Source organism: Streptomyces sp. MJM8645 (assembly GCF_001625365.1).
Taxonomy (GTDB): Bacteria; Actinomycetota; Actinomycetes; order Streptomycetales; family Streptomycetaceae; genus Kitasatospora.
Genome location: NZ_LJJF01000002.1, coordinates 1,126,609 through 1,150,323 on the forward strand (window position 1 = coordinate 1,126,609; position 23,715 = coordinate 1,150,323).

The 23,715-nt window shown below is 75.8% G+C and carries 10 protein-coding genes and 1 pseudogene; 6 read left to right on the top strand and 5 right to left on the bottom strand.

Annotated features, from left to right (window positions below):
* Positions 1-66: 66 nt before the first annotated feature.
* The 4 genes and pseudogenes from A6F73_RS35375 to A6F73_RS35390 form a co-directional block, all read right to left on the bottom strand.
* Positions 67-267: an MbtH family protein gene (locus tag A6F73_RS35375; protein ID WP_063352419.1), complete on the bottom strand. Its 201-nt coding sequence runs from the start codon at positions 265-267 to the stop codon at positions 67-69.
* A gap of 49 nt (positions 268-316) precedes the next feature.
* Positions 317-1,138 (bottom strand): annotated as a pseudogene (gene ddaH / locus A6F73_RS35380) (dimethylargininase); the annotation flags it as partial.
* Positions 1,139-1,222: 84 nt separating this feature from the next.
* Positions 1,223-2,047: an ABC transporter permease gene (locus A6F73_RS35385; protein ID WP_063352421.1), complete on the bottom strand. Its 825-nt coding sequence runs from the start codon at positions 2,045-2,047 to the stop codon at positions 1,223-1,225.
* Positions 2,048-2,127: 80 nt separating this feature from the next.
* Positions 2,128-3,039 (bottom strand): ABC transporter ATP-binding protein, encoded by a 912-nt coding sequence (locus A6F73_RS35390; RefSeq protein ID WP_063352422.1) that lies wholly within the window; start codon positions 3,037-3,039, stop codon positions 2,128-2,130.
* Positions 3,040-3,498: 459 nt separating this feature from the next.
* Between A6F73_RS35390 and A6F73_RS35395 the strand changes: the two genes are divergently transcribed.
* Positions 3,499-3,975, top strand: a complete 477-nt coding sequence (locus A6F73_RS35395) for a GNAT family N-acetyltransferase (RefSeq protein ID WP_063352790.1) — start codon at positions 3,499-3,501, stop codon at positions 3,973-3,975.
* Between the two features lie 390 nt (positions 3,976-4,365).
* Complete coding sequence (locus A6F73_RS35400) at positions 4,366-11,580, top strand: non-ribosomal peptide synthetase (protein WP_063352423.1); 7,215 nt, start codon at positions 4,366-4,368, stop codon at positions 11,578-11,580.
* A gap of 74 nt (positions 11,581-11,654) precedes the next feature.
* Here A6F73_RS35400 and A6F73_RS35405 read toward each other — a convergent pair whose 3' ends face one another.
* Entirely contained in the window at positions 11,655-12,488 is an 834-nt protein-coding gene (locus A6F73_RS35405; RefSeq protein ID WP_079136538.1) for an alpha/beta fold hydrolase, read from the bottom strand.
* 324 nt (positions 12,489-12,812) lie between these two features.
* On the opposite strand from A6F73_RS35405, the gene asnB reads away from it, so the two are divergent.
* The 4 genes from asnB to A6F73_RS35425 are packed head-to-tail and all read left to right on the top strand — an operon-like array spanning position 12,813 to position 23,714.
* Complete coding sequence (gene asnB, locus A6F73_RS35410; RefSeq protein ID WP_063352424.1) at positions 12,813-14,696, top strand: asparagine synthase (glutamine-hydrolyzing); 1,884 nt, start codon at positions 12,813-12,815, stop codon at positions 14,694-14,696.
* The gene (locus A6F73_RS35415) at positions 14,693-15,436 is read left to right on the top strand and encodes an aspartate/glutamate racemase family protein (protein ID WP_063352425.1); all 744 of its coding nucleotides are present in this window, start codon (positions 14,693-14,695) and stop codon (positions 15,434-15,436) included. Before asnB ends, A6F73_RS35415 begins: the two co-directional genes overlap by 4 nt.
* Complete coding sequence (locus tag A6F73_RS35420) at positions 15,433-17,220, top strand: non-ribosomal peptide synthetase (protein WP_063352426.1); 1,788 nt, start codon at positions 15,433-15,435, stop codon at positions 17,218-17,220. The genes A6F73_RS35415 and A6F73_RS35420 overlap by 4 nt, the downstream gene beginning before the upstream one ends.
* A complete protein-coding gene (locus A6F73_RS35425) occupies positions 17,217-23,714 on the top strand; it encodes a non-ribosomal peptide synthetase (protein WP_063352427.1) in 6,498 nt (2,165 codons plus the stop codon). The genes A6F73_RS35420 and A6F73_RS35425 overlap by 4 nt, the downstream gene beginning before the upstream one ends.
* Position 23,715 lies beyond the last annotated feature (1 nt).

Sequence of the window (23,715 nt, forward strand, 5' to 3'; positions counted from 1 at the left end):
CCACCAGCGCAGCCGCCCCGCCACTGCGCGGGGCGGCTGCGCTGGTGGGCGGGGTGGTGTGGTGGGTCAGCTGTGGGTCAGGCTTCGGGGGCGGATGTCGGGCCAGGTCTGCTCGATGTGGTCGAGGCAGGCCTGGCGGCGCGCTGCGCCGAACACCGTCTTCCAGCCTTCGGGCACGGTGGCGAAGGCGGGCCACAGCGAGTGCTGGCCCTCGCCGTTGACCAGGACCAGGTAGTCGGCGTCGGGGTCGTCGAAGGGGTTCGTCACCGCGTCGTCCTCTCGTGCTCGGTGAAAACCGGTTGGCTTGTCGGTGCGGTCAGTGGCCGCGCAGTTCCAGGGTGCAGCACTTGACGCTGCCGCCCGCCTTGAGGAGTTCGGTGAGGTCCACGCCGATCGGTTCGAAGCCGCGTCGGCGCAGTTCGCCGATCAGGTGGGTGGCCGACTCGGGGAGCAGGACGTGGCGGCCGTCGGAGAGCGCGTTGAGGCCGAAGACGGCGGCGTCCTCGGCGGTCGCCTGGATGGCGTCCGGGAACAGTTCGCGCAGTACCGCCCGGCTGCCGGGGGTGAAGGCCTCCGGGTAGTACATGATCTCGTCGTCGGAGAGGACGGCGAGCGCCGTGTCCAGGTGGTAGAACTCCGGGTCGACCAGGGTCAGGCTGGTCACCGGGACGCCGAAGAACTCCTGGGCCTCGGCGTGCGACCTCGGGTCGGTGCGGAAGCCCGTGCCGGCCAGCAGCCGGCGGCCGGCCAGCAGGTAGTCGCCCTCGCCCTCGTTGATGTGCTCGGGCCACAGCAGTTCGGACCAGCCCCGCTCGCGGAACCAGGACAGGTAGGCCGGGCCCTCGGCGGTGCGCTCGGCGTGGCGGAAGCGTGCGCCCAGGACCTTTCCGTCGACCACGGTCGCGCCGTTGGCCGCGAAGACCATATCGGGCAGTCCGGGCAGCGGGTCGATCTCCTCGACGGTGTGGCCGAGTTCGCGGTAGAGGTCGCGCAGCCTGGTCCACTGAGCGAGCGCGAGCGCGCCGTCGACCGGCTTCTCCGGGTGCATCCAGGGGTTGATGGAGTAGCTGACGCCGAAGTGGCTGGGCCGGCACATCAGGAAACGGCGCGGGCTCGCGGCGCGGGCTGTCATCGGGGTGGTTCTCCTTGGTCTGCGTGCTGCACGGTCTACGTGTTGCGGGTCTGCGGGTCTTCGTGTTGCTCCGGGAGGTCCGGGGCCGGTTCAGTCGATGAGTCGGCGGCGCATCCCGCGGACGGCCAGGAACCAGGCGAGGACGGCGAATGCGGCCAGGACGGCCCCGTGCAGGGCGTCGCCCGCCCCGAGCGTCCCGAAGGCGGCGTGACGCACCAGCTGCGTGCAGTGGAAGATCGGGTTGACGGCCGCCACGCCCTGGACCCAGTCGGGCAGCCCGTCCAGCGGGAAGAACACGCCCGCGGCCATCACCAGCGGTGTGAGCACGCCGGACACCACGAGCCGCAGCCAGTCGATCGCCGGCACCAGGCAGGACACCCACATGCCGAGCAGGGCGAAGGCGAAGCCGGAGACCAGTGCCACCAGCGGCACCAGCAGCAGCTCCGGCCCCGGCGGCAGGCCGATGGCGAGGCAGACGAGCAGCGGCGCGGTGCCGTAGACGGAGGACTTGACGGCGATCCAGGACGCCTCGGCGGTGACCAGTTCCCAGACGTCGACGGGCTGGCACAGGACGGCGTCGTAGATCTTCTGGTACTTGCGGCGGTTGAAGCTCTCGAACATCCCGGCGAAGGCCGAGGCGAAGAGCACCGAGGTGACCACCATGCCGACGCCGACGAACTGCGGGTACGGGTGTCCCTGGACCGAGTCGATCAGCCGGCTGAAGCCGATGCCGAACCCGGTCATGTAGACCAGCGGCTCGATCAGCGAGCCGAAGGTGATGGCGGGCCAGTAGCGGCGGAAGAGCAGCAGTTCGCGCAGCCACACCGCCCGCATGGTCGGCCACAGGGCGGGCGGGAGGCCTGGGGCGGGGCCGGTCTGGGCCTCGGTGCGGGGCATGGGCGTCGCCGTCGTCATCGGGTGTCCTCTCTGTGGGGGCGGGCAGGCGGGCGGTAGGTCAAGGGACGAGGGGGGGCGAGAGAGCGGCCGGCCCGGGCTCAGCCGAACAGTTCTCCGGTCAGTGCGACGAACACGTCCTCCAGGGAGGTCAGGCGCAGCACGTCCGGCGGGCCGAGACGCTCGCGCAGCTGCGCGGAGATGGTCTCGGCGCGCAGGACGGAGACCGCCGGCCCGGTCCGCCGGCTGGGCAGTCCGGCCCGGGCGGCCTCGGCCTCGACGAGTTCGCGCCGGGCCGCGTCGCCCCGGTACTCGGCGGCCTGTGCGCCCGCGTGCGCGCGCAGCAGTTCGGCGGGGGTGCCCCGGGCGATCACCCGGCCGCCGGTCACCACGGCCACCTCGTCGGCGAGCCGTTCCGCCTCTTCGATGTAGTGGGTCGACATGACGACGGTGGTGCCGCTCTCGCGCATCCCGTCGATGACGTCCCACAGGTCCTGCCGGATCTGCGGGTCCAGGCCGACGGTGGGCTCGTCCATGAGGAGCAGCCGCGGGTTGTTGACGATGCCCCGGGCCAGCAGGACCCGTCGGCGCATGCCGCCGGAGAGCGCGTCGGCGCGGGTGTTCGCGCGGTCGGTCAGCCGGACGGCGGCCAGCGCCTGGTCGACCGCCTCACGGTAGCGCTCGCGCGGCAGGGCCGTGAACCGGACGAACACGTCGAGATTCTGGCGCACCGTCAGTTCGGGGTCGATGTTGTCGTGCTGCGGGACGACGCCGACCAGGGAGCGGGCGCGGCGGGAGTCCTCCGGCATCCGGTGCCCGAACACCTCCACGGTGCCCGCGTCCGCGCGGGTCTGCCCGGTGAGCATCCGCATGGTGGTGGACTTGCCCGCGCCGTTGGGCCCGAGCAGGCCCAGGAACATGCCGGGCGGCACTTCCAGGTCCAGGCCGCCCACCGCGGTGGTGGCACCGAACGTCTTGACCGCGCCGCTGATTCGGACGGCAGGGGTGTCCACGCGGGCGCTCCTTTCGGGGAGTCGGGGATGTCGGGGGAAGTGCTGGGGAAGCACAGGGGAAGTGCAGGGGAAGGACGTCGGAAGGGCGGAGGAAGTCGGGCGAAGCCAGGGGAAGTTCGGCGTCGGGGAAGGTACAAGGGAAGTCGGGGAATGTCACCGCCCGGTGCGCCGAAATCCTCGCTCCCCGGGGGCCGGGCCCGCGCGATCATCTAACCGCAGAATCGACTTGTCAGGAACCTGCTTTCGGGGGTTCCCCTGTCCATGACCAGGTGTTAGGTTGCTCGAAGATCAATGCCGCCGGGACGCACTATGTCGGCCCATCCGGGGGGAAATTCGGCTCCATCACCCGTAGTTCGCGACCGTAGCGTCGGTGTGCGACGGGTGCCGATCACGTATTCCTCCTTCGGTCGTCACCCGCGGCACCACCACCCCTTCACGCACCTGACTGAGGAGATGTGGATGCAGTCCGACGGACCGCTCACCGCGAACGTCCGCCTGCGGGCCGCGGTAGCCGAGGACGCCGGTGTCGTCACCGAGGTCTTCCTGGCCTCCCGCACCGCGACCATGCCGTACCTGCCCCGTCTGCACAGTGACGAGGCCACCCTGAGCTGGATCACCCACGTCGTGCTCCCGGACACCCGGGTGTGGCTGGCCGAGGACGCCGGGACCGGGGCCGTGCTGGGCTTCGCCTCGCTCGACGGCAGCCTGCTCGACCACCTCTACCTACGCCCCGAGGCGCGCCGCCGCGGCATCGGGACGGTGCTGCTGGAGGCCGTCAGGTCGGCCAGCCCGCAGGAGCTCTCGCTGCACGTCTTCCAGAAGAACACCGAGGCGCGCGCCTTCTACGAGCGGCACGGCTTCGTCGTGGTGGACACCAACGACGGCAGCCGCAACGAGGAGAACGAGCCGGACATGACCTACCGCTGGACCGCGTGACTCCCGCCCGCACAGCGCGGTAGCCGGTAGTCCCCCCGCCGAGGGACGTCGGCGGGCCCCCCACGGCCCCGGAGCCCACAAGGACCCCCGGAAGCCACCACGGCCGGGGCCCGCGACGGCCCCGGGGCCCACGACGGCCCGCGAATCACCACGGTCCGCGAATCACCGCAGCCTGCACATCACCACGGCCCGCTCATCACCACGGCGGGGCCCACCACGGCCTGAACTCACCACGGCCGCGGCCCCCGACGGCCTACGACGGCCCGTAACTCACCACGGCCGCGACTCACCACGGCCGGGGCCCACAACGGCCAAGAGCCACCGGAAACCACCGTCCGGCCCGCCCGACCCACCCGGCCGGCGGGGCGGTTCCACCTGGAGGGATGCCCCGTGCTGGGCGAACACAGCCTGCCCGCGGAGACACCGCTGTCGTACGCACAGTTGGCGCTCTGGTTCAACGACCGCCTCCAAGGCGGCGACGCCTCCTACAACGTCCCGGTGGCGCTGCGGCTGACCGGCCCGGTCGACCACGAGGCGCTGCGGTCCGCCCTCGCCGACGTGGTGGAGCGGCACGCGGCCCTGCGCACCGTCTTCCCCGAGCGCGACGGCGTGCCGCGCCAGCACGTGCTGGCGATGGCCGAGCTGGCGCCGGTCCTCACCGTGGTGCCCGTCACCGAGGAGGAGCTGCCCGCCCTGATCGAGGCCGGGGCCGGGCACGTCTTCGACCTGGAGGCCGAGGCCCCGCTGCGGGTGCACCTGTTCGTGCTCGGCCCGCAGCAGCACGTGGTGCTGATGGTGCTGCACCACATCGCCGGCGACGGCTGGTCGCTGGCCCCGCTGGCCCGCGACCTGAGCACCGCCTACCTGGCCCGCAGCCAGGGCCGGGCGCCCGTCTGGTCCCCGCTGCCCGGCACGTACGCCGAGTACGCCGTGCGCCAGCACGCGAACCTCGGCGACCTGGACGACCCGCAGGGCCAGGGCGGGCGCCAACTCGCCTACTGGCGGCAGGCGTTGGCGGGCCTGCCGGACTTCCTGGAGCTGCCCACCGACCACCCCCGCCCGGCCGTGATGTCGCACCGGGGCGAGTACTTCCCGTGGGACCTCCCGGCCGAGCTGCACCGCGAGCTGCTGGCGCTGTCCCGCTCCTGCCGGGTCAGCATGTTCATGGTGCTCCAGGCGGCGCTGGCGACGGTGCTGACCCGGTCGGGGGCCGGTACGGACATCCCGATCGCCAGCCCGATCGCGGGCCGCACCGACGAGCGCTACGACGACGTGGTCGGCTACTTCGTCAACCCGCTGGTCCTGCGCCTGGACACCTCCGGAGACCCGACCTTCCGCGAGCTGCTCAAGCGGGTGCGCCGCACCGACCTCCAGGGCTTCGCCCACCAGGAGTTCCCGTTCGAGCGGCTGATCACCGCACTCAACCCGCACCGCTCGCTGGGCTGGCACCCGCTGTTCCAGGTGATGCTGGCCTTCCAGAACACCCCCGAGGCCTCCCTCGCGCTGCCCGGCATCGAGAGCGAGATCGCCGAGGCGGGCCCGGGCGGTGCCAAGTTCGACCTGTCCTTCAACATGCGCGAGGTGCACGACGCCGACGGCGCCCCGGCCGGGCTCGGCTGCTTCGTCGAGTACAGCACCGACCTGTTCACCCGCGAGGGCGCCGAGGCCCTGACCGCCCGGCTCGGCCGGCTGCTCGCCGCGGCCGCGGCCGACCCGGACCAGCGGATCGGCGGGTACGACCTGCTCGGCGCCGAGGAGCGGCTCGACCTGTTCGAGCGCGCCCACGGGCCCGCCCTGCCCGTCCTGCCCACCCTGCCGGCCCCCGCCGTGACGTACCACGGCGCCTTCGAGGAGCGCGCCGCCCTGGAGGGCGAGGTCACGGCCCTCGTCGCCGAGGACGGCCGGTTCACCTTCGCCGAGGTCAACGAGCGGGCCAACCGGCTCGCCCGGGAGCTCGTGCGGCGCGGGGCCGGCCCCGAGCGCTACGTCGTCCTGGCGCTGCCGCGCACCACCGACCTGCTGATCGCGCTGCTCGCCGTCCTCAAGTCGGGCGCCGCCTACATACCGGTCAGCCCCGCCATGCCGCGCGAGCGGCTGGCCGGCATCCTCGCCGACGCCGCCCCGGTCTGCGTGCTCGCCACGGCCGCCGACGCCGGCCGGCTGCCGGACGGCGCGCCCGTCCTGGTGCTGGACGAGCCCGGGGCGCGGGCCGCCGTCGCCGCCCACCCCGGCGGGAACCTGACGGACGCCGACCGCACCGGCCCCACCGGCCCGGACGACCCGGCCTACGTCATCCACACCTCCGGCTCGACCGGGGTGCCCAAGGGCGTGGTGATCCCGCACGGCGGCCTCAGCAGCCTGATGCACCACCACCGCACCCGCATGGTCCGCCCGTCCGGCGGCCCGCAGGGCCGGCGCCTCCAGCTCGGCCTGGTCGCCTCGATCACTTTCGACACCGCCTGGGAGCCGCTGTTCTGGCTGCTGGAGGGCCACCCGCTGCACCTGTTGAGCGACGAGGTCCGGCTCGACCCGCAGGCCCTGGTCGGCTACGTCCGCCGGGAGCGCCTCGACTTCCTGGACCTCACCCCGACGTACGTCCCGGCGCTCACCGCCGCCGGCCTGTTCGCCGAGGGCCACCACCGCCCGGCCGTGCTGATGCTGGGCGGCGAGGCCGTCGGGCCGGCGCTGTGGAGCGAGCTCTCCGCCCTGCCGGACGTGGCGGTGTTCAACTACTACGGCCCGACCGAGTGCACCGTCGACGCGCTCGCCTGCTCCCTGGCGGACAGCCGCACCCCCGTCATCGGCCGCCCGCTCGACAACACCCGGGCGTACCTGCTGGACGACCTGCTGCGCCCCGTCCCGCTCGGCGTGCCCGGCGAGCTCTACCTGTCCGGGCCGCACCTGGCCCGCGGCTACCTGCGCCGCCCCGCCCTGACCGCCGAGCGCTTCACCGCCGACCCGTACGGCCCGCCCGGCGCCCGGATGTACCGCACCGGCGACCTCGCCCGGATGCGCCGCGACGGCCAGGTGGAGTACCTCGGCCGGGCCGACGGGCAGATCAAGATCCGCGGTTTCCGGATCGAGCCCGGCGAGATCGAGGCGGTGCTGCTGCGCCACCCCGCGATCGTGCAGGCCGCCGTCCTGGCCCGGGGCGCCGGCGCCGAGGAGCGCCACCTCGCCGCCTACCTGGTGACCGAGGACGGGAACGCCCCCGACCTCGCCGAGGTGCGCGAGCTGCTGGCCGGGCAGCTGCCCGACTACATGATCCCGGCGGCCTACGCCGTCCTGGCCCGGCTCCCGCTCAACTCCAGTGGGAAGCTGGACGGTTCCGCTCTGCCCGAGCCCGAGCTGCGGGCCGCCACCGGCCGCTCGCGGGCCCCCCGGGACGCCCGCGAGGCCGCGCTGTGCGCGCTGCTCGCCGAGGTCCTCGGGGTGGCCGAGGTCGGCCCCGACGACGACTTCTTCGCGCTCGGCGGCCACTCCCTGCTCGCCACCCGGCTGGTCAGCCGGGTGCGCACCGCGCTGGGGGCCGAACTGCCCATCCGGGCGGTCTTCGAGAGCCCGACGGCCGCCGGGCTCGCCCGCGCGGTGGACGCCGGGCGATGTCGCCCGGCGCTGGCCGCCGCCGCCCGCCCCGAGCGGATCCCGCTCTCGCACGCCCAGCGCCGGCTCTGGTTCCTCCAGCAGCTGGACCCGCACAGCGACGCGTACCACATCCCGCTGGCCCTGCGCCTGACCGGCGCCCTGGACCGGGACGCCCTCGCCGCCGCGCTGCACGACTGCGCCGTGCGCCACGAGGCCCTGCGCACCGTCTTCCCGCTCTCCCGTGGCGAGGACGCGGCCCCCCGGCAGCGGATCCTCGCCCCGGAGCAACTCCCGCCGCTGCTGCGGCACTCCGGCACCGCCACGGTGACCGAGGAGGGCCTGGCCGAGGCCCTGCGCACCGCCGCCGCCCAGCCCTTCGACCTCGCGTCGGAGCCGCCGCTGCGCGCCCACCTCTTCGCCCTCGCCCCCGAGCGGCACGTCCTGCTGCTGACGGTCCACCACATCGCCTGCGACGGCTGGTCGATGGGCCCGCTCGCCCGCGACCTGGGCGCCGCCTACCAGGCCCGGACGGCCGGCCGGGCCCCCGAGTGGAGCGCCCTGCCCGTCCAGTACGCCGACTACACCCAGTGGCAGCTCGCGCTGCTCGGGGACGACGAGGACCCGGGCAGCACCGCCGCCCGGCAGTGGCAGTACTGGAGCGGGGCGCTGGCCGGCCTGCCCGAGGAGATCGCGCTGCCGGTGGACCGGCGGCGCACCGCCGAGACCGGCCAGCAGGCCGGCCGGGTGCCGCTGCGGCTGAGCGGCGCGGACCACCGCGCCCTGGCGGAGCTCGCCCGGGCCGACGGCGCCAGCCTGTTCATGGCCGTCCAGGCCGGTCTGGCGGCGCTGCTCACCCGCCTCGGCGCGGGCACCGACCTCCCGATCGGCACCCCGATCGCCGGGCGCACCGACGAGGCCCTGGACGACCTGGTCGGCTTCTTCGTCAACACGCTGGTGCTGCGCACCGACACCGACGGGGACCCGGGCTTCCGGGAGCTGCTGCGCCGCGTCAAGGACGCCGACCTCGCCGCCTACGCCCACCAGGACCTGCCGTTCGAGCGGATCGTCGAGCTGGTCAACCCGGAGCGTTCCCCCGGCCGCCACCCGCTCTTCCAGGTCGCCCTGGTGATGGAGCAGGCGGGCGCCGCCGTGGAGATCCCCGGCCTCGACAGCGAGCTGGTCACCGCCGGCCCGGCGCCGGCCAAGTTCGACCTCACCGTCACCCTGGGCACGCCCGCCGGCCCGGACGACGAGCTGACCGGCGCCGTCGAGTACCGCGCCGACCTGTTCGACCGGGCCACGGTCGAGGCGATCGCCGGCTGCCTGACGCGGCTGCTCGGCGCGGCCGCGGCCGATCCCGAGCGGCCGATCTCCCGGCTCGAACTGTCCGCCGAGGGCGAGCGGCCGCGGCTGCTGGAGCGCTCCGCCGGCGAGCGGCGGGAGCTGGCCCCGACCACGCTGGCCGCCCTCGTGTCGGCAGGTCTCGCCGCGCCGTCCGACACCCCCGCCCTGGTGTTCGAGGGCCAGGCGCTCGGCCCGGCCGAGCTGGACCGCCGGATCGACGCGCTGGCCCGCCGGCTCGCCGCGGTCGGTGTCCGCCCGGGCAGCCGGGTCGCGGTGGCCGTGCCCCGCTCGGTGGAGCTCGTGGTGGCGCTGTGCGCCGTCCACCGCGCCGGCGGCGCCTACCTGCCGCTGGACCCGGACTACCCGGCCGACCGGCTCGCGTACATGCTGGCGGACGCCCGCCCGGCCGCGGTGATCGCCGCCCCGGAGCAGGCCGCCGCGCTGCGCCCCGCCGAGGGCGTGCCCTGCCTGTCGCCGCAGGATCTGCCGGCGCCCGAGGGCGTCACGCCGACCGCCCCCGGCCCCGGGGACCCGGCCTACGTGATCTACACCTCGGGCTCGACCGGGCGGCCGAAGGGCGTGCTCGTCCCGCACCACGCCATCGCCAACCGGCTGCGCTGGGGCCAGGAGGAGTACCGGCTCGGCGCCCGGGACGGCGTGCTGCAGAAGACCTCGGCCAGCTTCGACATCTCGCTGTGGGAGTTCTTCTGGCCGCTGATCACCGGCGCCACCCTGGTGCTGGCGAAGCCCGACGGGCACCGCGACCCGGCCTACCTGGCGGAGCTGATCCAGCGCGAGGGCGTGAGCGTCGCCCAGTTCGTGCCGTCCATGCTGGACGTCTTCCTCCAGCACCCGCGGGCCGCCGAGTGCACCGGGCTGCGCCTGGTGGTGGCCAGCGGCGAGGCGCTGCCCGCGGCCACCGTGCGCCGGTTCCGGCAGGTGCTCCCGGGCGTCCGGCTGGACAACCTCTACGGGCCCACCGAGGCCGCCGTGGAGGTGACGGCCTGGGAGTGCGGCCCGGCGGACGAGCAGGCGCACCCGGTGCCGATCGGGCGGCCGGTCTGGAACTCCGGCGGCTACGTGCTGGACACCGCCCTGAACCCCGTCCCGCCGGGCGTGCCGGGTGAGCTCTACCTGACCGGCGAGCAGCTCGCGTACGGCTACCTCGGCCGCTCGGCGCTCACCGCCGAGCGCTTCGTCGCGGACCCGCACGGCGCGCCGGGCACCCGGATGTACCGCACGGGCGACCTGGCCCGCCACCGCCCCGACGGCGTGGTGGAGTACCTGGGCCGGGTGGACAGCCAGGTGAAGCTGCGCGGCCACCGGATCGAGCTCGGCGAGATCGAGACTCGGCTCGGCGAGCACCCGGCGGTCACGGCCTGCGCCGTCACCGTGCGCGAGGACCGGGCCGGCACCGCCCGGCTGGTCGCGTACGTGGTGCCGGACGGCGCCGCGCAACCGCCCACGGCCGCCGCGCTGCGCGCCCACCTGCGCGGCCACCTGCCCGACCACATGGTGCCCACCGCCTACGTGCTGCTCGGCGCGCTCCCGGTGACGGCCAACGGCAAGCTGGACCGCCGGGCGCTGCCCGAGCCGCAGACCCACGTCGAGAGCCGGGCCCGGGAGCCGCGCACGCCGGCCGAACGCACGCTGGTCGCGGTCTTCGCCGAGCTGCTGGGCGTGCCCGCGGTCGGCCCGGAGGACGACTTCTTCCTGCTCGGCGGCCACTCGCTGCTGCTGATCCGGCTGGTCGAGCGCATCCACGCGGAGTTCGGCGTCGACCTGCCCGTGAAGGCGCTGTTCGAGGCGCCGACCCCGGCCGCGCTGGCGCAGCGGCTGACCGGGCGGCGGCCCGGGCGCGCCGACGCCCCCTTCGAACCGCTGCTGGCGCTGCGGGCAACGGGCGACCGGGCGCCGCTGTTCTGCGTCCACCCGGTGACGGGCGACGGCCTCGGCTTCATCGGCCTGCTGCGCGGGCTCGACCCGGACCAGCCGGTCCACGCCTTCCAGGGCATCGGCCCGGTCGGCGGCGGGGAGCGGCCGGCCGACGTGGACGGCCTGGCCCGGGAGTACCTGGCGCGGATGCGCGCCGTCCAGCCGCACGGCCCCTACCGGGTGCTCGGCTGGTCCTTCGGCGGGCTGGTCGCGCACCAGATCGGCGTGCTGCTGCGCGAGCAGGGCGAGCAGGTCGACCTGGTCGCGCTGCTGGACAGCCACCCGGCGCCGCCGGACGCCGGGGAGGTCACCGACACCGCCGTGCTGGCCGAGCTGCTGACGGCGACGGGCGCGCCCGCCGCCGAGGTGGCGGCCGTCCTGGCGCAGCAGTGGCGGCCCAAGCCCGCGGAGCTGCTCGACCGGCTGGCCGTGGCGCTGCGCGAGGCCGCGCCGCGCGACGAGGACGAGCTGGCGGTGTTCCTCGACTCCTGCCGCTACCACGCCGCGCTGATGGCGGCGTGGACGCCGGGGGTGCTCGACGCGCCGCTGACCACCTTCACCGCGACCGGCGACCACCGGCCGCAGGACACGGTGGCCGTCTGGTCGGCCCACGCCACCGGGCCGGTGGCCAACCACCCGCTCGCCGCCCGACACCTGGACCTCGCCGACGCCGGGCCGATCGACGAGATCGCCCGGGTCGTCGCCGCCGTCCTGCGACGGGCCGACGAGGGCCGGCGATGACGGTCCGTCCGGAGCGTTCCGGACGGACCGCCACCCGCCGCCCGGCCCCGTCGTACGGAACCGGGCGGCCGGGGTCAGGCGCCCGGCGCCCGGCCCTCCTGGGGACCGTCCGCGGTGTCCAGGCACGCCCGGGCCTGCGCCGCGAGCTCCGCGAGCACCTCGGCCCGCTGCTGGTGCAGGAAGAAGTGGTCGCCCGGCAGGATGCGGTGGCGGAAGCCGGCCGCCGTGGTGGCCCGCCAGCCGGTGATCCACTCCGGTCCGGCCATCAGGTCGTCGGCGCCGCCGAGCGCCAGCACCGGGCAGGGCAGCACGGTCGGCCGGATCCGGTCGTTGTACTCGCCCAGCAGGGTGACGTCGGCCCGGAGCACCGGCAGGATCATCTGCATCAGGTCGGCGAACTCCAGCACCTCGGCCGGGGTCCCGCCGAGGCCGACGATGCGCTCCAGGAGCTCGTCGTCGGTGAGTCCGTGCAGCCGGGTGACGTCCGGGGTGCCGGGGGCCCGGCCGCCGGAGACCACGAGGGACAGCGGCAGCGGCCGCGCCTCGGCGGCGAGCCGGCGGGTCGTCTCGTAGGCGATCCGGGCGCCCATGCTGTGGCCGAAGAGGATGAACGGTTCGTCCGCCGGGCGGCTCGCCAGCAGGGCGAGCAGGCCGTCGACCACCTCGTCCATGACGGCCGACGGCGGCTCGGCGAGGCGGGTGCCCCGGCCCGCCAGTTCCACCGGAACGATCGTCAGGCCCGGCTGCTCGCCGGACCGGGCCCACGGCAGATAGGCACTCGCGGAGCCGCCGGCGTGCGGCAGGCAGTAGACGCGTACGGGCCCGGACCGCCCGTTCGGCGCGGCGTCCCGGTGCCACGGCGTCCATCGGGCCACCTCGTCGTGCTGTACGGCGGACGAACCGGTCATCGCTGCTCCTTTTTCTTTCCCAGTCAATTACGCGAAGCCTGAACAGGCCTCCCGCACGACTTTATGCGGTAATTCACGGGTTGGTCCAGCCCGTATTCCGGCATGCCCTGGGCAGATCCAACCAGGCGATGCCGCAGCTCAGTTGTGCCCTGAAATAGTCGGTTGGCGCATAAGGATCTTGAGTCTTTCCCGGAACACCGAGCTCTGTTACGGTGCTCTTCGTCCGGGTTTCTTTCGGATATTTCCAGAGTATTTCGATCGGCGAGTTCCGACGACGAGTTCCGACGACGAGTTCCGAACGCACGACGGGAGAGGGCGGACAGAATGTGCGGAATAACCGGCGTATTCGTCCTGGGCGGCGGTCGCCCGGCCGATGCCGCCGTGGTCCGGGAGATGACGGCGTGCCTGGTGCACCGCGGCCCCGACGACGACGGCCACTACGCCACGGACGGCCTGTGCCTGGGCTTTCGCCGGCTGGCCCTGAACGACCTCGCCGGCGGCAACCAGCCGCACCGCACCGAGGACGGCACCCTGGTCTCGGTCTGCAACGGCGAGATCTACAACCACCGCGAGCTGCGCACCGCGCTGAGCCGCCGCGGCCACCGGTTCCGCACCGAGAGCGACACCGAGGTGCTGGTCCACCTGTACCGCGAGTACGGCGAGGACCTGACGGCCCACCTGGACGGCCAGTTCGGCTTCGCGCTGCACGACGCCGGCGCGCAGCGGCTGCTGCTCGCCCGCGACCGGGCCGGCATCGTCCCGCTCTTCTACACCGTCGCCGACGGCCAGCTGATCTTCGCCTCCGAGATCAAGGCGATCCTGCGCCACCCCGCCGTCAGCGCCCGGGTCGACCTGCGCGGCCTCGACCAGGTGCTGACGCTGCCCGGACTGGTCAGCCCGCGCACCATGTTCGAGGGCATCAGCGCCCTGCGCCCCGGCGAGCGGCTGATCGCCGACCGCTCCGGCGTGCGCACCGAACGGTACTGGGACCTCGACTTCCCGCTCGCCGCCGACCTCGACCCGGTGGCCCCCGAGGCCCTGGACCAGGAGCTGGAGCGGTACGCCCACCGCACCGCCGACCTGCTCGACGAGGCCGTGCGCAGCCGGCTGCTCGCCGACGTGCCGATCGGCATGTACCTCAGCGGCGGCCTCGACTCCAGCCTGATCGGCGCCCTGATGGCCCGGGCCCGGCCCGGCCACGCCTGGCCCAGCTTCTCCGTCACCTTCCCCGGCCGCGACTTCGACGAGGGCCCGCACCAGCGGCTGGTCGCCGCCAAGCTGGGCACCGAGCACCACGAAGTCCCGGTCGGCGAGCACGAGGTGGCCGAGCGGATCACCGCGATGGTGCGCCACGCCGAGGCACCCGTGCGCGAGTCGTACAACGTCTGCTCGCTGGCGCTGTCCGAGGCCGTCCGCGCCGCCGGGACGGTCGGCGCGCTCAGCGGCGAGGGCGCCGACGAACTGTTCGGCGGCTACCCCGGCTACCGCTTCGACGCCACCGGGCTCGGCGGCAGCCGGCTCACCGGCCTGGACGCCCGGCTGGAACGCGAGATCCGCGAACGGATGTGGGGCGTCGACCTCGGCTACGAGCAGGACCAGCTGCCCGCCCAGGAGTTCCGCCGCGAGCTGTACGCCGAGGACCTGGCCTACGGGCTGGACGAGTTCTCCGTCACCAACCAGCGCCTGGTCGACCCCGAGCGGCTGGCCGGGCGCCACCCGCTGCACCAGCGCTCCTACCTCGACTACCACCTGCGGCTCGCCGACCACCTGCTCGGCGACCACGGCGACCGGATGGCCCTGGCCAACGGCGTCGAGCTGCGCTTCCCCTTCCTGGCGAACGCGGTGGTCGACCACGCCACCACGCTGCCACCGGAGTTGATGCTCGCCCACGGCCGGGAGAAGGCGGTGCTGCGCCGGGCGGCCGAGGGCCTGGTGCCCGGCGAGGTGCTCAGCCGGCAGAAGTACGGCTTCCGCGGCCAGACCAGCAGCCACCTGCTGAGCACCGGCGCCGACTGGTTCGAGGAGCTGGTCTCCCCCGCCACCGTCCGCCGCCAGGGCTACTTCAACCCGGACACCATCGCCGCCCTGACGCAGCGTCAGCGCGGTGACGGCCAGCAGGTGCACGCCCACCTGGACACCGACTACCTGATGCTCGTCGCGACCTTCGCCCTCTTCGTCGAGGAGTTCGATCTGCCGTGCCTGGGATGACCGCCACAGCCGCCGGGCCGATCACCGGCCCCGGCACCCGCCCGCGCCACCCGCTGGTCGGGGTGGTCGGCGGCATGGGGCCGCTGGCCTCCGTCGAACTGCTGCGCACCGTCTACCGGGCCTGCCGGCTCCACCCCGAGCAGGACACCCCGCGGGTGCTGCTCTGGTCCGACCCGGCCGTGGTGGACCGCACCGAGGCCATCGGCAGCGGCGAACTCGACGAGCTGCGCCGCGCCGTGGAGTCCTCGCTGCGCGGCCTGCTGGCCGCCGGCGCGGAACGCGTGGTGGTCGCCTGCATCACCGCCCACCACGTGCTCGGCGACCTGCCGGCCGACCTCGCGGCGCGCTGCGTCTCACTGGTCGACGTGGTGCACGAGGAACTGGCCGCGGCCGGCGAACCGCACCTGCTGCTCTGCTCCTCCGGCACCGCCCGGGCCGGCATCCTCACCTCCGGCGCCGCCGGGGCCCGGGCCGCCCGGCAGCTGGTGGCCCTGCGCCCGCCGGACCAGGAGGCGCTGCACCGGGAGATCCACCGCCTCAAGCGCGGCGAGGACCCGGCCCGCACCATCGACTTCCTGCGCGAGACCCTGCCCCGCTACGGCGTGCGGTCCTTCGTCGCCGCCTGCACCGAGCTGCACCTGGTCACCAGGGCGATCGAGGACGCCGGTCTGAGCGAGGCCCTGCCCTCCCTCGACCCGCTGACGGTCGTGGCCCACCGGATCATGAACGGAGAGTTGTGAGCCACACGAGCATCCTCGACCGCTGGGCCGACCAGGTCGAGCGCCGAGCCGCCGCCCCCGCCCTCGCCACCGCCGAGCGGGTCTGGAGCCACCAGGAGCTGGCCGGACTGGCCGCCGGCCTGCGCGACCGCCTCGCCACCGGCACCGGCCCGGTCCTGGTCGCCTGCGCGGACCCCGTCCCGGTGGTCGCGGCGATCCTCGCCTGCGCCGCCACCGGCCGCCCGTTCGCCCCGGTGGACACCCGCCAGCCCGCCGCCCGCTGGACGGCCCTGCTGGAGGACCTCCGGCCGGGCACCGTGCTCGCCGACGCCGCCGGCCGCTCCGCGCTGGCCGCCGCCGGACACGGCCCGACCACCGGCGGGCAGCACCTGGCCGTCGCCGGACAGGGCGAACTGCCGCTGCTCACCGCCGAGTCGATCACCCCGCTGCCCTGGGCGGCCGACGACTGGACCGGCATCAGCGGCCCCGACGCCGGCTACGTCTACTTCACCTCGGGCACCACCGGCCGCCCCAAGGGCATCCGGGGCAGCTTCGAGGCGGTCGCGCACTTCCTGGACTGGGAGATCGCCGAGTTCGGCATCGCCCCGGGCACCCGGATCTCCATGCTCACCTCCCCCGGCTTCGACGCCTTCCTGCGCGACGCCCTCGTCCCGCTGTGCGCCGGCGGCACCGCCGTGCTCCCGGCTCCCGGCGCCATCCCCGTCGGCGCGGCCCTGGCCCGCTGGCTGACCGAGCAGCAGGTCGACCTGCTGCACTGCGTGCCCACCGTGTTCCGCACCCTGCGCGCCGCCGGGCTGGCCGCCGACTCCCTGCCGCGGCTGCGCAGCGTGCTGATGGCCGGGGAGCCGGTCCGCCCCGCCGACATCGCCTGGTGGCGGGCCCTGTTCGGGGGCGACAAGGAACTGGTCAACCTCTACGGGCCGTCCGAGACCACCATGACCAAGGTCTTCCGCCGGCTCACCGCCGAGGACGCCGAGGCCGAGACCGTCCCGGCCGGCCACCCGATGCCCGGCGTCGAGATCGCGGTGCTGTTCGGCGGACGCCCGGTGGTGGACGCGATCGGCGAGATCGAGATCCGCACCCCGTTCCCGCTGCGCGGCTACCTGGGCGACGCGACCGGCGGCTTCGTCGCACCGGACCGGTACCGCACCGGCGACCTCGGCCGGCTGGGCGCCGACGGCACCCTGGAGGTCCTGGGCCGCCGCGACCAGCAGGTCAAGGTGAACGGCGCCCGGGTCGAACTCGGCGAGATCGAGGACCTGCTGCGACGCCACCCCGCGGTGGCGGACGTCTGCGCCGCCCTGGTCGAGGAGACCGACGGCGAACCGGTGCTCTGCGCCTACCTGGTCGCCGACGGCGCCACCGACGAGGACCTGCGCGCGCACGCCGCCGAGGGCCTGCCCGCCGCCGCCCGCCCCGCCCTGTACCTGCGGCTCGCCGCGATCCCGCGCACCCTCAGCGGCAAGGCCGACCGGCGGGCGCTGCCCAGCCCGGCCGCCGCCCTGGCCGGGCGCACCGGCGAACAGCCGCTGGACGGCCTGGAGGCCGGCATCGCCGAGCTGTGGCGCGAGCTGCTGCACGTGCCCGCCGTCGGCCGGCACGACGACTTCGCCCTGCTCGGCGGGGACTCGCTGGGCATCGCCCGCCTGCTGGACGGGCTGCGCACCCGCTTCGGCGTCGAGGTGCCGCTGCGGGTGTACGTCGGCGACCCGACCGTCGCCGGGCTGGCCGCGGCCGTCGCCGCCGGCCGCGCGGACGCCTCGCCGGAGGGCGGCCGCCGATGAGCCGCGACACCTCCCTGCCGCTTCGCGGCGACCGCGCCCGCGCGCCGCTGTCCTACGCCCAGCGCTCCATCTGGCGGGCCGAGCAGGTGCTGCCCGGCACCGCCCTGCACAACGAGAGCGCCGCCTTCCACGTCAGCGGCCCGCTGGACGTGGCCGCCCTGGAACGGGCGCTGGCCGCCGTCGCCCGGCGGCACGAGGTGGTGCGCTGCGCCGTCGCCGCCGACGGGGCGGGCGAGCCGTGGCAGCTGTTCGCCGACCGGGTCCGCCCGGCCGTCGAGACCGTCGACCTGACCGGCGTCCCCGAGGGCGAGCGCGCGGAGCGGCTCGCCGAACTCACCGCCCGCGCCGTGGCCGTGCCCTTCGACCTGGCCCGGCCCCCGCTGATGCGCACCCAGCTGTTCCTGCTGGGCGGGGGCCGCTCGCTGCTCCTGTTCACCGCCCACCACATCGTGGTCGACGCCTGGGGCTTCGGCGTCTTCCTGGAGTCGCTGGCCGCCTGCTACGCCGCCGAACTCGGCGGCGAGGCGCCGGCCCCCTTCCCCGCTGGCGGACCCGACTTCGGCGACTTCGCCGCCTGGCAGCGCGCCGAGGCCGGCGAGGGCGGCGACACCAGCCACGCCGGCGGAATCGACCACTGGCAGACCCGGCTGGGCGGCGAACTGCCCACCGCCGACCTGCCGTCCGACGTCGGCCCCGGCGGCGACCCGGCGGCCGGCGCGCTGCACCACTTCACCGTCCCCGCCGAACTGGCCGCCCGGCTCAGCGCCTTCGGCCGGGGCGAACTGGCCAGCCTGTCCACCGTGCTGCTCACCGCCTTCTGCGCCACCGCCGCCCGCTGGACGGGCCAGGACGACCTGGTGGTCGGCATGCCGGTGGCGACCCGCGGCCGCACCGCCCTCGCCGGCGTCGTCGGACCGCTGCTCAACCTCGTCGCCCACCGCAGCGACCTCGGCGGCGAGCCGAGCTTCCGGCAGGCCCTGGCCCGCACCCGCCAGCACCTGAAGGCCGACCTGCGCCACCGCGACACCCCCTTCGACCTGGTCCTGGAGCGGCTGGGCCGCGCCGCGGGCGGGCGCACGCCGCTGTTCCAGCTGATGTACTCCTTCCACAGCGGCCCCACCACCACCCTGGAGCTGCCCGGCGTCACCACCGCCCCGGCGCCCTCGCACAGCGGCACGGCCAAGTACGACCTGACGTTCTTCCTGCGCCCGCGCCCCTCGGGCGCGCTGGACGCGACGCTGGAGTACCGCACGGCACTGCTCGCCCCCGAGACGGCCGCCGACTTCGCGGACTCGCTGCTGTGCCTGCTGGAGGCCGCCGCGGCCGACCCGGACCGGCCGCTGGCCGAGCTTCCGGTGCTCTCCGAAGGCCGGCGCCGGCGCGTCCTGGTCGACTTCAACCGGGCGCCCGACGCCGAGCGCGCCTGGGCCACCGCGCCCGAGGCGCTGCGCGAACTCGCCCGGCAGAGCGGCGCCGCACCGGCCGTCGAGTCGCCCGGCCACGCCTTCAGCCGGGCCGCGGCCGACGCGGCCGCCGACCGGGTCGCCCGCCGGCTGGTGGCCCGGCACGGCGTGGCGCCCGGCGACCGGGTGGCCCTGCGCGTCGAGCGCGGCGCGCAGCTGGTGCCGCTGATCGTCGGCATCTGGCGGGCCGGGGCCGTCCTCGTCCCGCTGGACGAGGCCATGCCCGCCGCGCGGGCCGAGCACGTGCTCGCCGACAGCGGCGCCCGCCTGCTGATCGGCGACCCCGCCACGGGGCTGCCCGCCGCCGACCCGGCCGCGCTGCTCGACGAGGGCCCGGACGCCTCCGACTCCGGGGCGGGCGAGCCGCTGCCCGGCGCCGGGCCCGAGGACCTCGCGTACCTGATGTACACCTCGGGCTCCACCGGGCTGCCCAAGGGCGTGGCGGTGCCGCACGGCTGCGTCGCCAACCTGCTGCACAGCGTGGTCCGCGCCGAACCGGGCCTGCGCGCCGACGACACCCTGCTCGCCGTCACCTCGATCACCTTCGACATCTCCGTCCTGGAGCTGTTCGCCCCGCTGCTGGCCGGCGGCCGGGTCGTGGTCGCCCCGCGCGAGAGCGTCCGCGACGCCGAGGCGCTGGGCGCGCTGCTGGAGCGCAGCGGCGCCACCGTCATGCAGGCCACCCCCTCGCTCTGGCGCGGTCTGCTGGACGGCGGCTGGGCGGGCCGGCCCGGGCTGCGGGCGCTGTGCGGCGGCGAGGCCCTGGACGCCGACCTCGCGGATCGACTGCTGGCGCGCTGCGCCGGGCTGTGGAACCTGTACGGGCCGACCGAGACGACCATCTGGTCCACCGTCGGGCGGGTGCTGCCCGGCGAGGGCGTCACGGTGGGGCGCCCGGTGGCCGGCACCGTCTGCTACGTCCTGGACCGGCGGCTGCGGCCGGTGCCGCGCGGCGCCGTCGGCGAGCTGGTGATCGGCGGGGCCGGCGTGAGCGCCGGGTACCGCAACCGCCCGGAGCTGACCGCCGCCGCCTTCGTGGCCGACCCGGTCGACCCGGCCGGCGGCACCGTCTACCGCACCGGCGACCTGGCCCGCCACCTGCCGGACGGCCGGATCGTCGTGCTCGGCCGGGCCGACCAGCAGGTGAAGATCCTCGGCCACCGCATCGAGGTCGGCGAGGTGGAGTCCCTGCTCGCCGCCCACCCCGAGGTCCGCCAGGCGGCGGTGGTCGTGGACCGGGGGCAGCCCGCCGGGCCCCGGCTGGTCGCCTTCGTCACCGCCCGCACCGAGGACGACGGGCTGCCCGACCGGCTGCGCCGCCACCTGCGCGAGCGGCTGCCCGCCGCCGCCGTCCCCGGGGTGATCGCCCCGCTGCCCGCGTTGCCGCTCAACACCAGCGGCAAGGTGGACCGTCCGGCGCTGCTGCTGCGCGCCGGGGAGCTCACCGCCGCCCGGCGGGCCGCGCCCGTCACCGAGGCCGAGCAGGCCGCCGTCGCGCTCTGGGCGGAGGTCCTGGGCCTGCCGCCCGAGCGGGTCGGCACCACCGACGACTTCTTCGCCGCCGGCGGCAACTCCATCGCCGCGACCAGGCTGCTCGGCCGGGTCCGGGCCCGCTTCGGCGCCGCGCCCTCGCTCGCCGACTTCTACACCGACCCCACCCCCGCCGCCCTGGCGCGGGTGCGGCCCGCCGCCCCGGCGCCCGCCGTCCGGACGGCGGGGCCGGCCCCGGACGCCGTCCCGATGACCGACCAGCAGCGCCAGCTGTGGCTGCTGCACCGCCTGGCCCCCGACTCGCCGGCCTACCACCTGCCCGCCGCGCTCGACCTGACCGGCCCGGTGGACGAGGCGGCCCTGACCGGGGCGCTCGCCGACCTGACCGCCCGGCACCCGGTGCTCGCCGCCCGCTGCGAGCTGCGCGAGGACGGCCCGGTGCTGGTCCTCGCGCCGCCCGCCGCACCGGCCCTGACCGTCCTGGACGCCGCGCCCGAAGAGGTGCCCGAGCTGGCCCGGGCGGAGGCCGTGCGCCCCTTCGACCTGGCCGGTGAGCCGCCGCTGCGGCTCACCCTGGTGCGCACCGGCCCCGAGCGCTCGGTGCTGCTGTGCACCGCGCACCACCTCGCGGTCGACGGCTGGTCGATCGGCGTGGCCGTGCGCGAGCTGGCCGCGCTGTACGCCGCCCGCCTCGGCCTGGCCGAGCCGCCGCCCGCGCTCGACCTGGACTTCGCCGGCTACGCGGCCGACTGCGCCGACGAGGCGGGCCTGACGCTGCGTCAGGATCACCTGGAGTACTGGCTGAAGCGGCTCGACGGGCACCCCGGGGTGCTCGACCTGCCCGCCGACGCACCGACCCGGACCAGGCCGACGGGAGCCGGCGAGACCCTGCCGGTGGCGCTCGCCCCGGAGCTGACGGCCGCGCTGCGCGAGGGCGCCGCCCAGCTGCGCACCACGCCCTTCACCCTGCTGCTCGCCGTGTACGCGGCGCTGCTGGGCCGCTACGCGGGCAGCGACGACGTCCTGGTGGGCGTGCCCGTCGCCAACCGCGACCGGCCCGAACTGGAGTCGCTGGTCGGCTCGTTGGCCAACACCCTGCCGGTGCGCGTGGACCTGGCCGGGGCGCCGTCCTTCGCCGAACTCGCCGCCCGCACCGGGCGGGCGCTGGCGGGCGACCTCGGCCGTCCGCTGGTCGCCTTCGACCGGCTGGTGGCCGGCCTCGGCCTGCCCCGCGAGCTGGGCCGGCCGACCCTGGTCCAGGCCTCGCTGGTGTTCCAGGACGCGCCGCCGGCCGACGTCCGGCTGGGCGCGGCCGCCGGCGTGCTGCGCCAGGTCCCCACCGGGGCGGCCAAGTACGACCTGACCCTGGCCCTGGACGAGCGCGCCGACCGGATCGCCGGCGCCCTGGAGTACGCCACGGACCGCTTCGGCCCGCAGTTCGCGGACCGTTTCGCCCGGCACTTCCACGTCCTGCTGCGTGCCGCCCTGGCCTCGCCGCAGGCCCCCCTCGACGCCGTCGAGCTCACCGACCCCGCTCTGCCCGCCCCCCGCCCGGCCCGCCCCGCGGGCGAGGCGCGCGCCGAGCACGCCGCCTCGGTGTCCGAGCTGTTCCGGGCCCGGGCCGCGGCCCGTCCGGACGCCCCCGCGATCCGCGCCGAGGGCGTGACGGTCGGCTACCGGCAGCTCGACGCCTGGAGCGACCGGATCGCGGCCCGGCTGCTGGAACGCGGCGCGGCCCCCGGCCGGTTCGTCTCGGTGCTGCTGCCCCCCGGCCCGGTGCAGAGCGCCGCGATCCTCGGCGTCGCCAAGACCGGGGCCGCCTTCGCGGTACTCGACCCGGCCGACCCTGACGCCCGCCTGACCGCGCTGCTGGCCGACGCCGAACCGGTGTGCCTGCTGGCCGCCGAGAGCACGCTCGCCCTGCACCCCGAACTACGCGAGGGTGACGGGCACTTCGCCGGGATCCCGGTCGAGGTCGTCGACCCGCGGGTGCCGGCCGCCGACGAGCCCGCGGGCCCCGCCCCGGCCGCCTCCCCCGCCGGCCCCGGCGACCCGCTCTGCCTGGTCTACACCTCCGGCTCCACCGGCACACCCAAGGGCATCGCCCTGCCGCACGCGGCGCTCGCCCAGTTCGCCCACTGGCAGCGCGAGCACTTCGGCATCCGGCCGGACAGCCGGATCGCCCAGTGGGCCCCGTTCACCTACGACGCCGCGTACACCGAGGTGTTCGCCGCGCTCTGCTCGGGCGCGGTGCTCTGCCTGCCGCCGCAGGGGCTGCGCCGCGACCCGCTCGCGGTGGCCGGGTGGCTGCGGGCCGAGCGGATCACCCAGATCCAGACCGTCCCGGCCTTCTTCCAGCTGGTCACCGAGGCGCTGGACGCCACCGGCTCGCACCTGCCGGACCTCGCCCACGTGCTGATGGCCGGCGAGGTGCTCCCGGTGGCGCTGGCCGCGGCCTGGGCGCACCGCCCCGACCGGCCGCGGCTGCACAACCTCTACGGGCCCACCGAGTGCGTTCTGGCGACGCACCGCGAGCTGGCCCCGGGCGAGGAGTTCCCGGCCGGGGTGCCGATCGGCAGCCCGATCCCGGGCCGCGAGGCGGTGGTCCTGGACCGCCGGGGCCGGCTCTGCCCGGTCGGGGTGGTCGGCGAGATCCACCTGCGCAGCGACTTCCTGGCCGGCTCGTACCACCGCAGGCCCGAGGAGAGCGCCCGGGCGTACGTCGCCGACCCCTGGCAGGCCGGCGGCCGGCTGTACCGCACGGGGGACCTGGGCCGCCGCCTCCCGGACGGCGAGCTGGCGTTCGTCGGCCGGATCGGCAGCCAGCTGAAGATCCGCGGCAACCGGATCGAGCTGGAGGAGATCGAGGCACTGCTGGAGCTGCACCCGGGGGTCCGCGAGGCGGCCGCCGCCGCGCACGGCCAGGGCGGTGCCCGCCGGCTGGTCGGCTACGCGGTCGCCGCGCCCGGGGTCACCGGCGCCGAGCTGCGCGCGCACCTGGCCGAGCGGCTCCCGGCGGCGGTCGTGCCGGACACCGTGCTGCTGCTGGACGCGCTGCCCAGGACGCGCACCAACAAGCGGGACCGGGCCCGGCTGCCGCTGCCCGGGGCCGCCGCCCGGCCCGCCGACGCCGCCCCGCTGGCCGGGGTCGAGCAGCTCGTCGCCGACGCCTGGCGCCGGCTGCTGGGCGGCGGCCCGGTCGGCCGGCACACCAACTTCTTCGAGGCCGGCGGCGACTCGCTGCTGGCCGCCCGGCTCCAGCTGGAGCTGGCCCGCCGCCTGGAGCGGCCGGTCCGGCTGGTGGACATCTTCGGCCGGCCCACCATCGCCGAGTTCGCGGCCGGCCTCACCGAGGGCGCCGCCCCGGACGGCCGGGCCGCCGCCGAGACCGCCGAACCGCGCGGCGAACGCCGCCAGAGCGCCGTCCGGGCCCGCGCCAAGGCCCGCCGCGAGGCCCGGGACCGGGCCGAGGGCCCGGCCGCCGACCAGCACACACCGGCCGGGCCGACGACCCGGACCGCACCGACAGGGAGGGACTGAC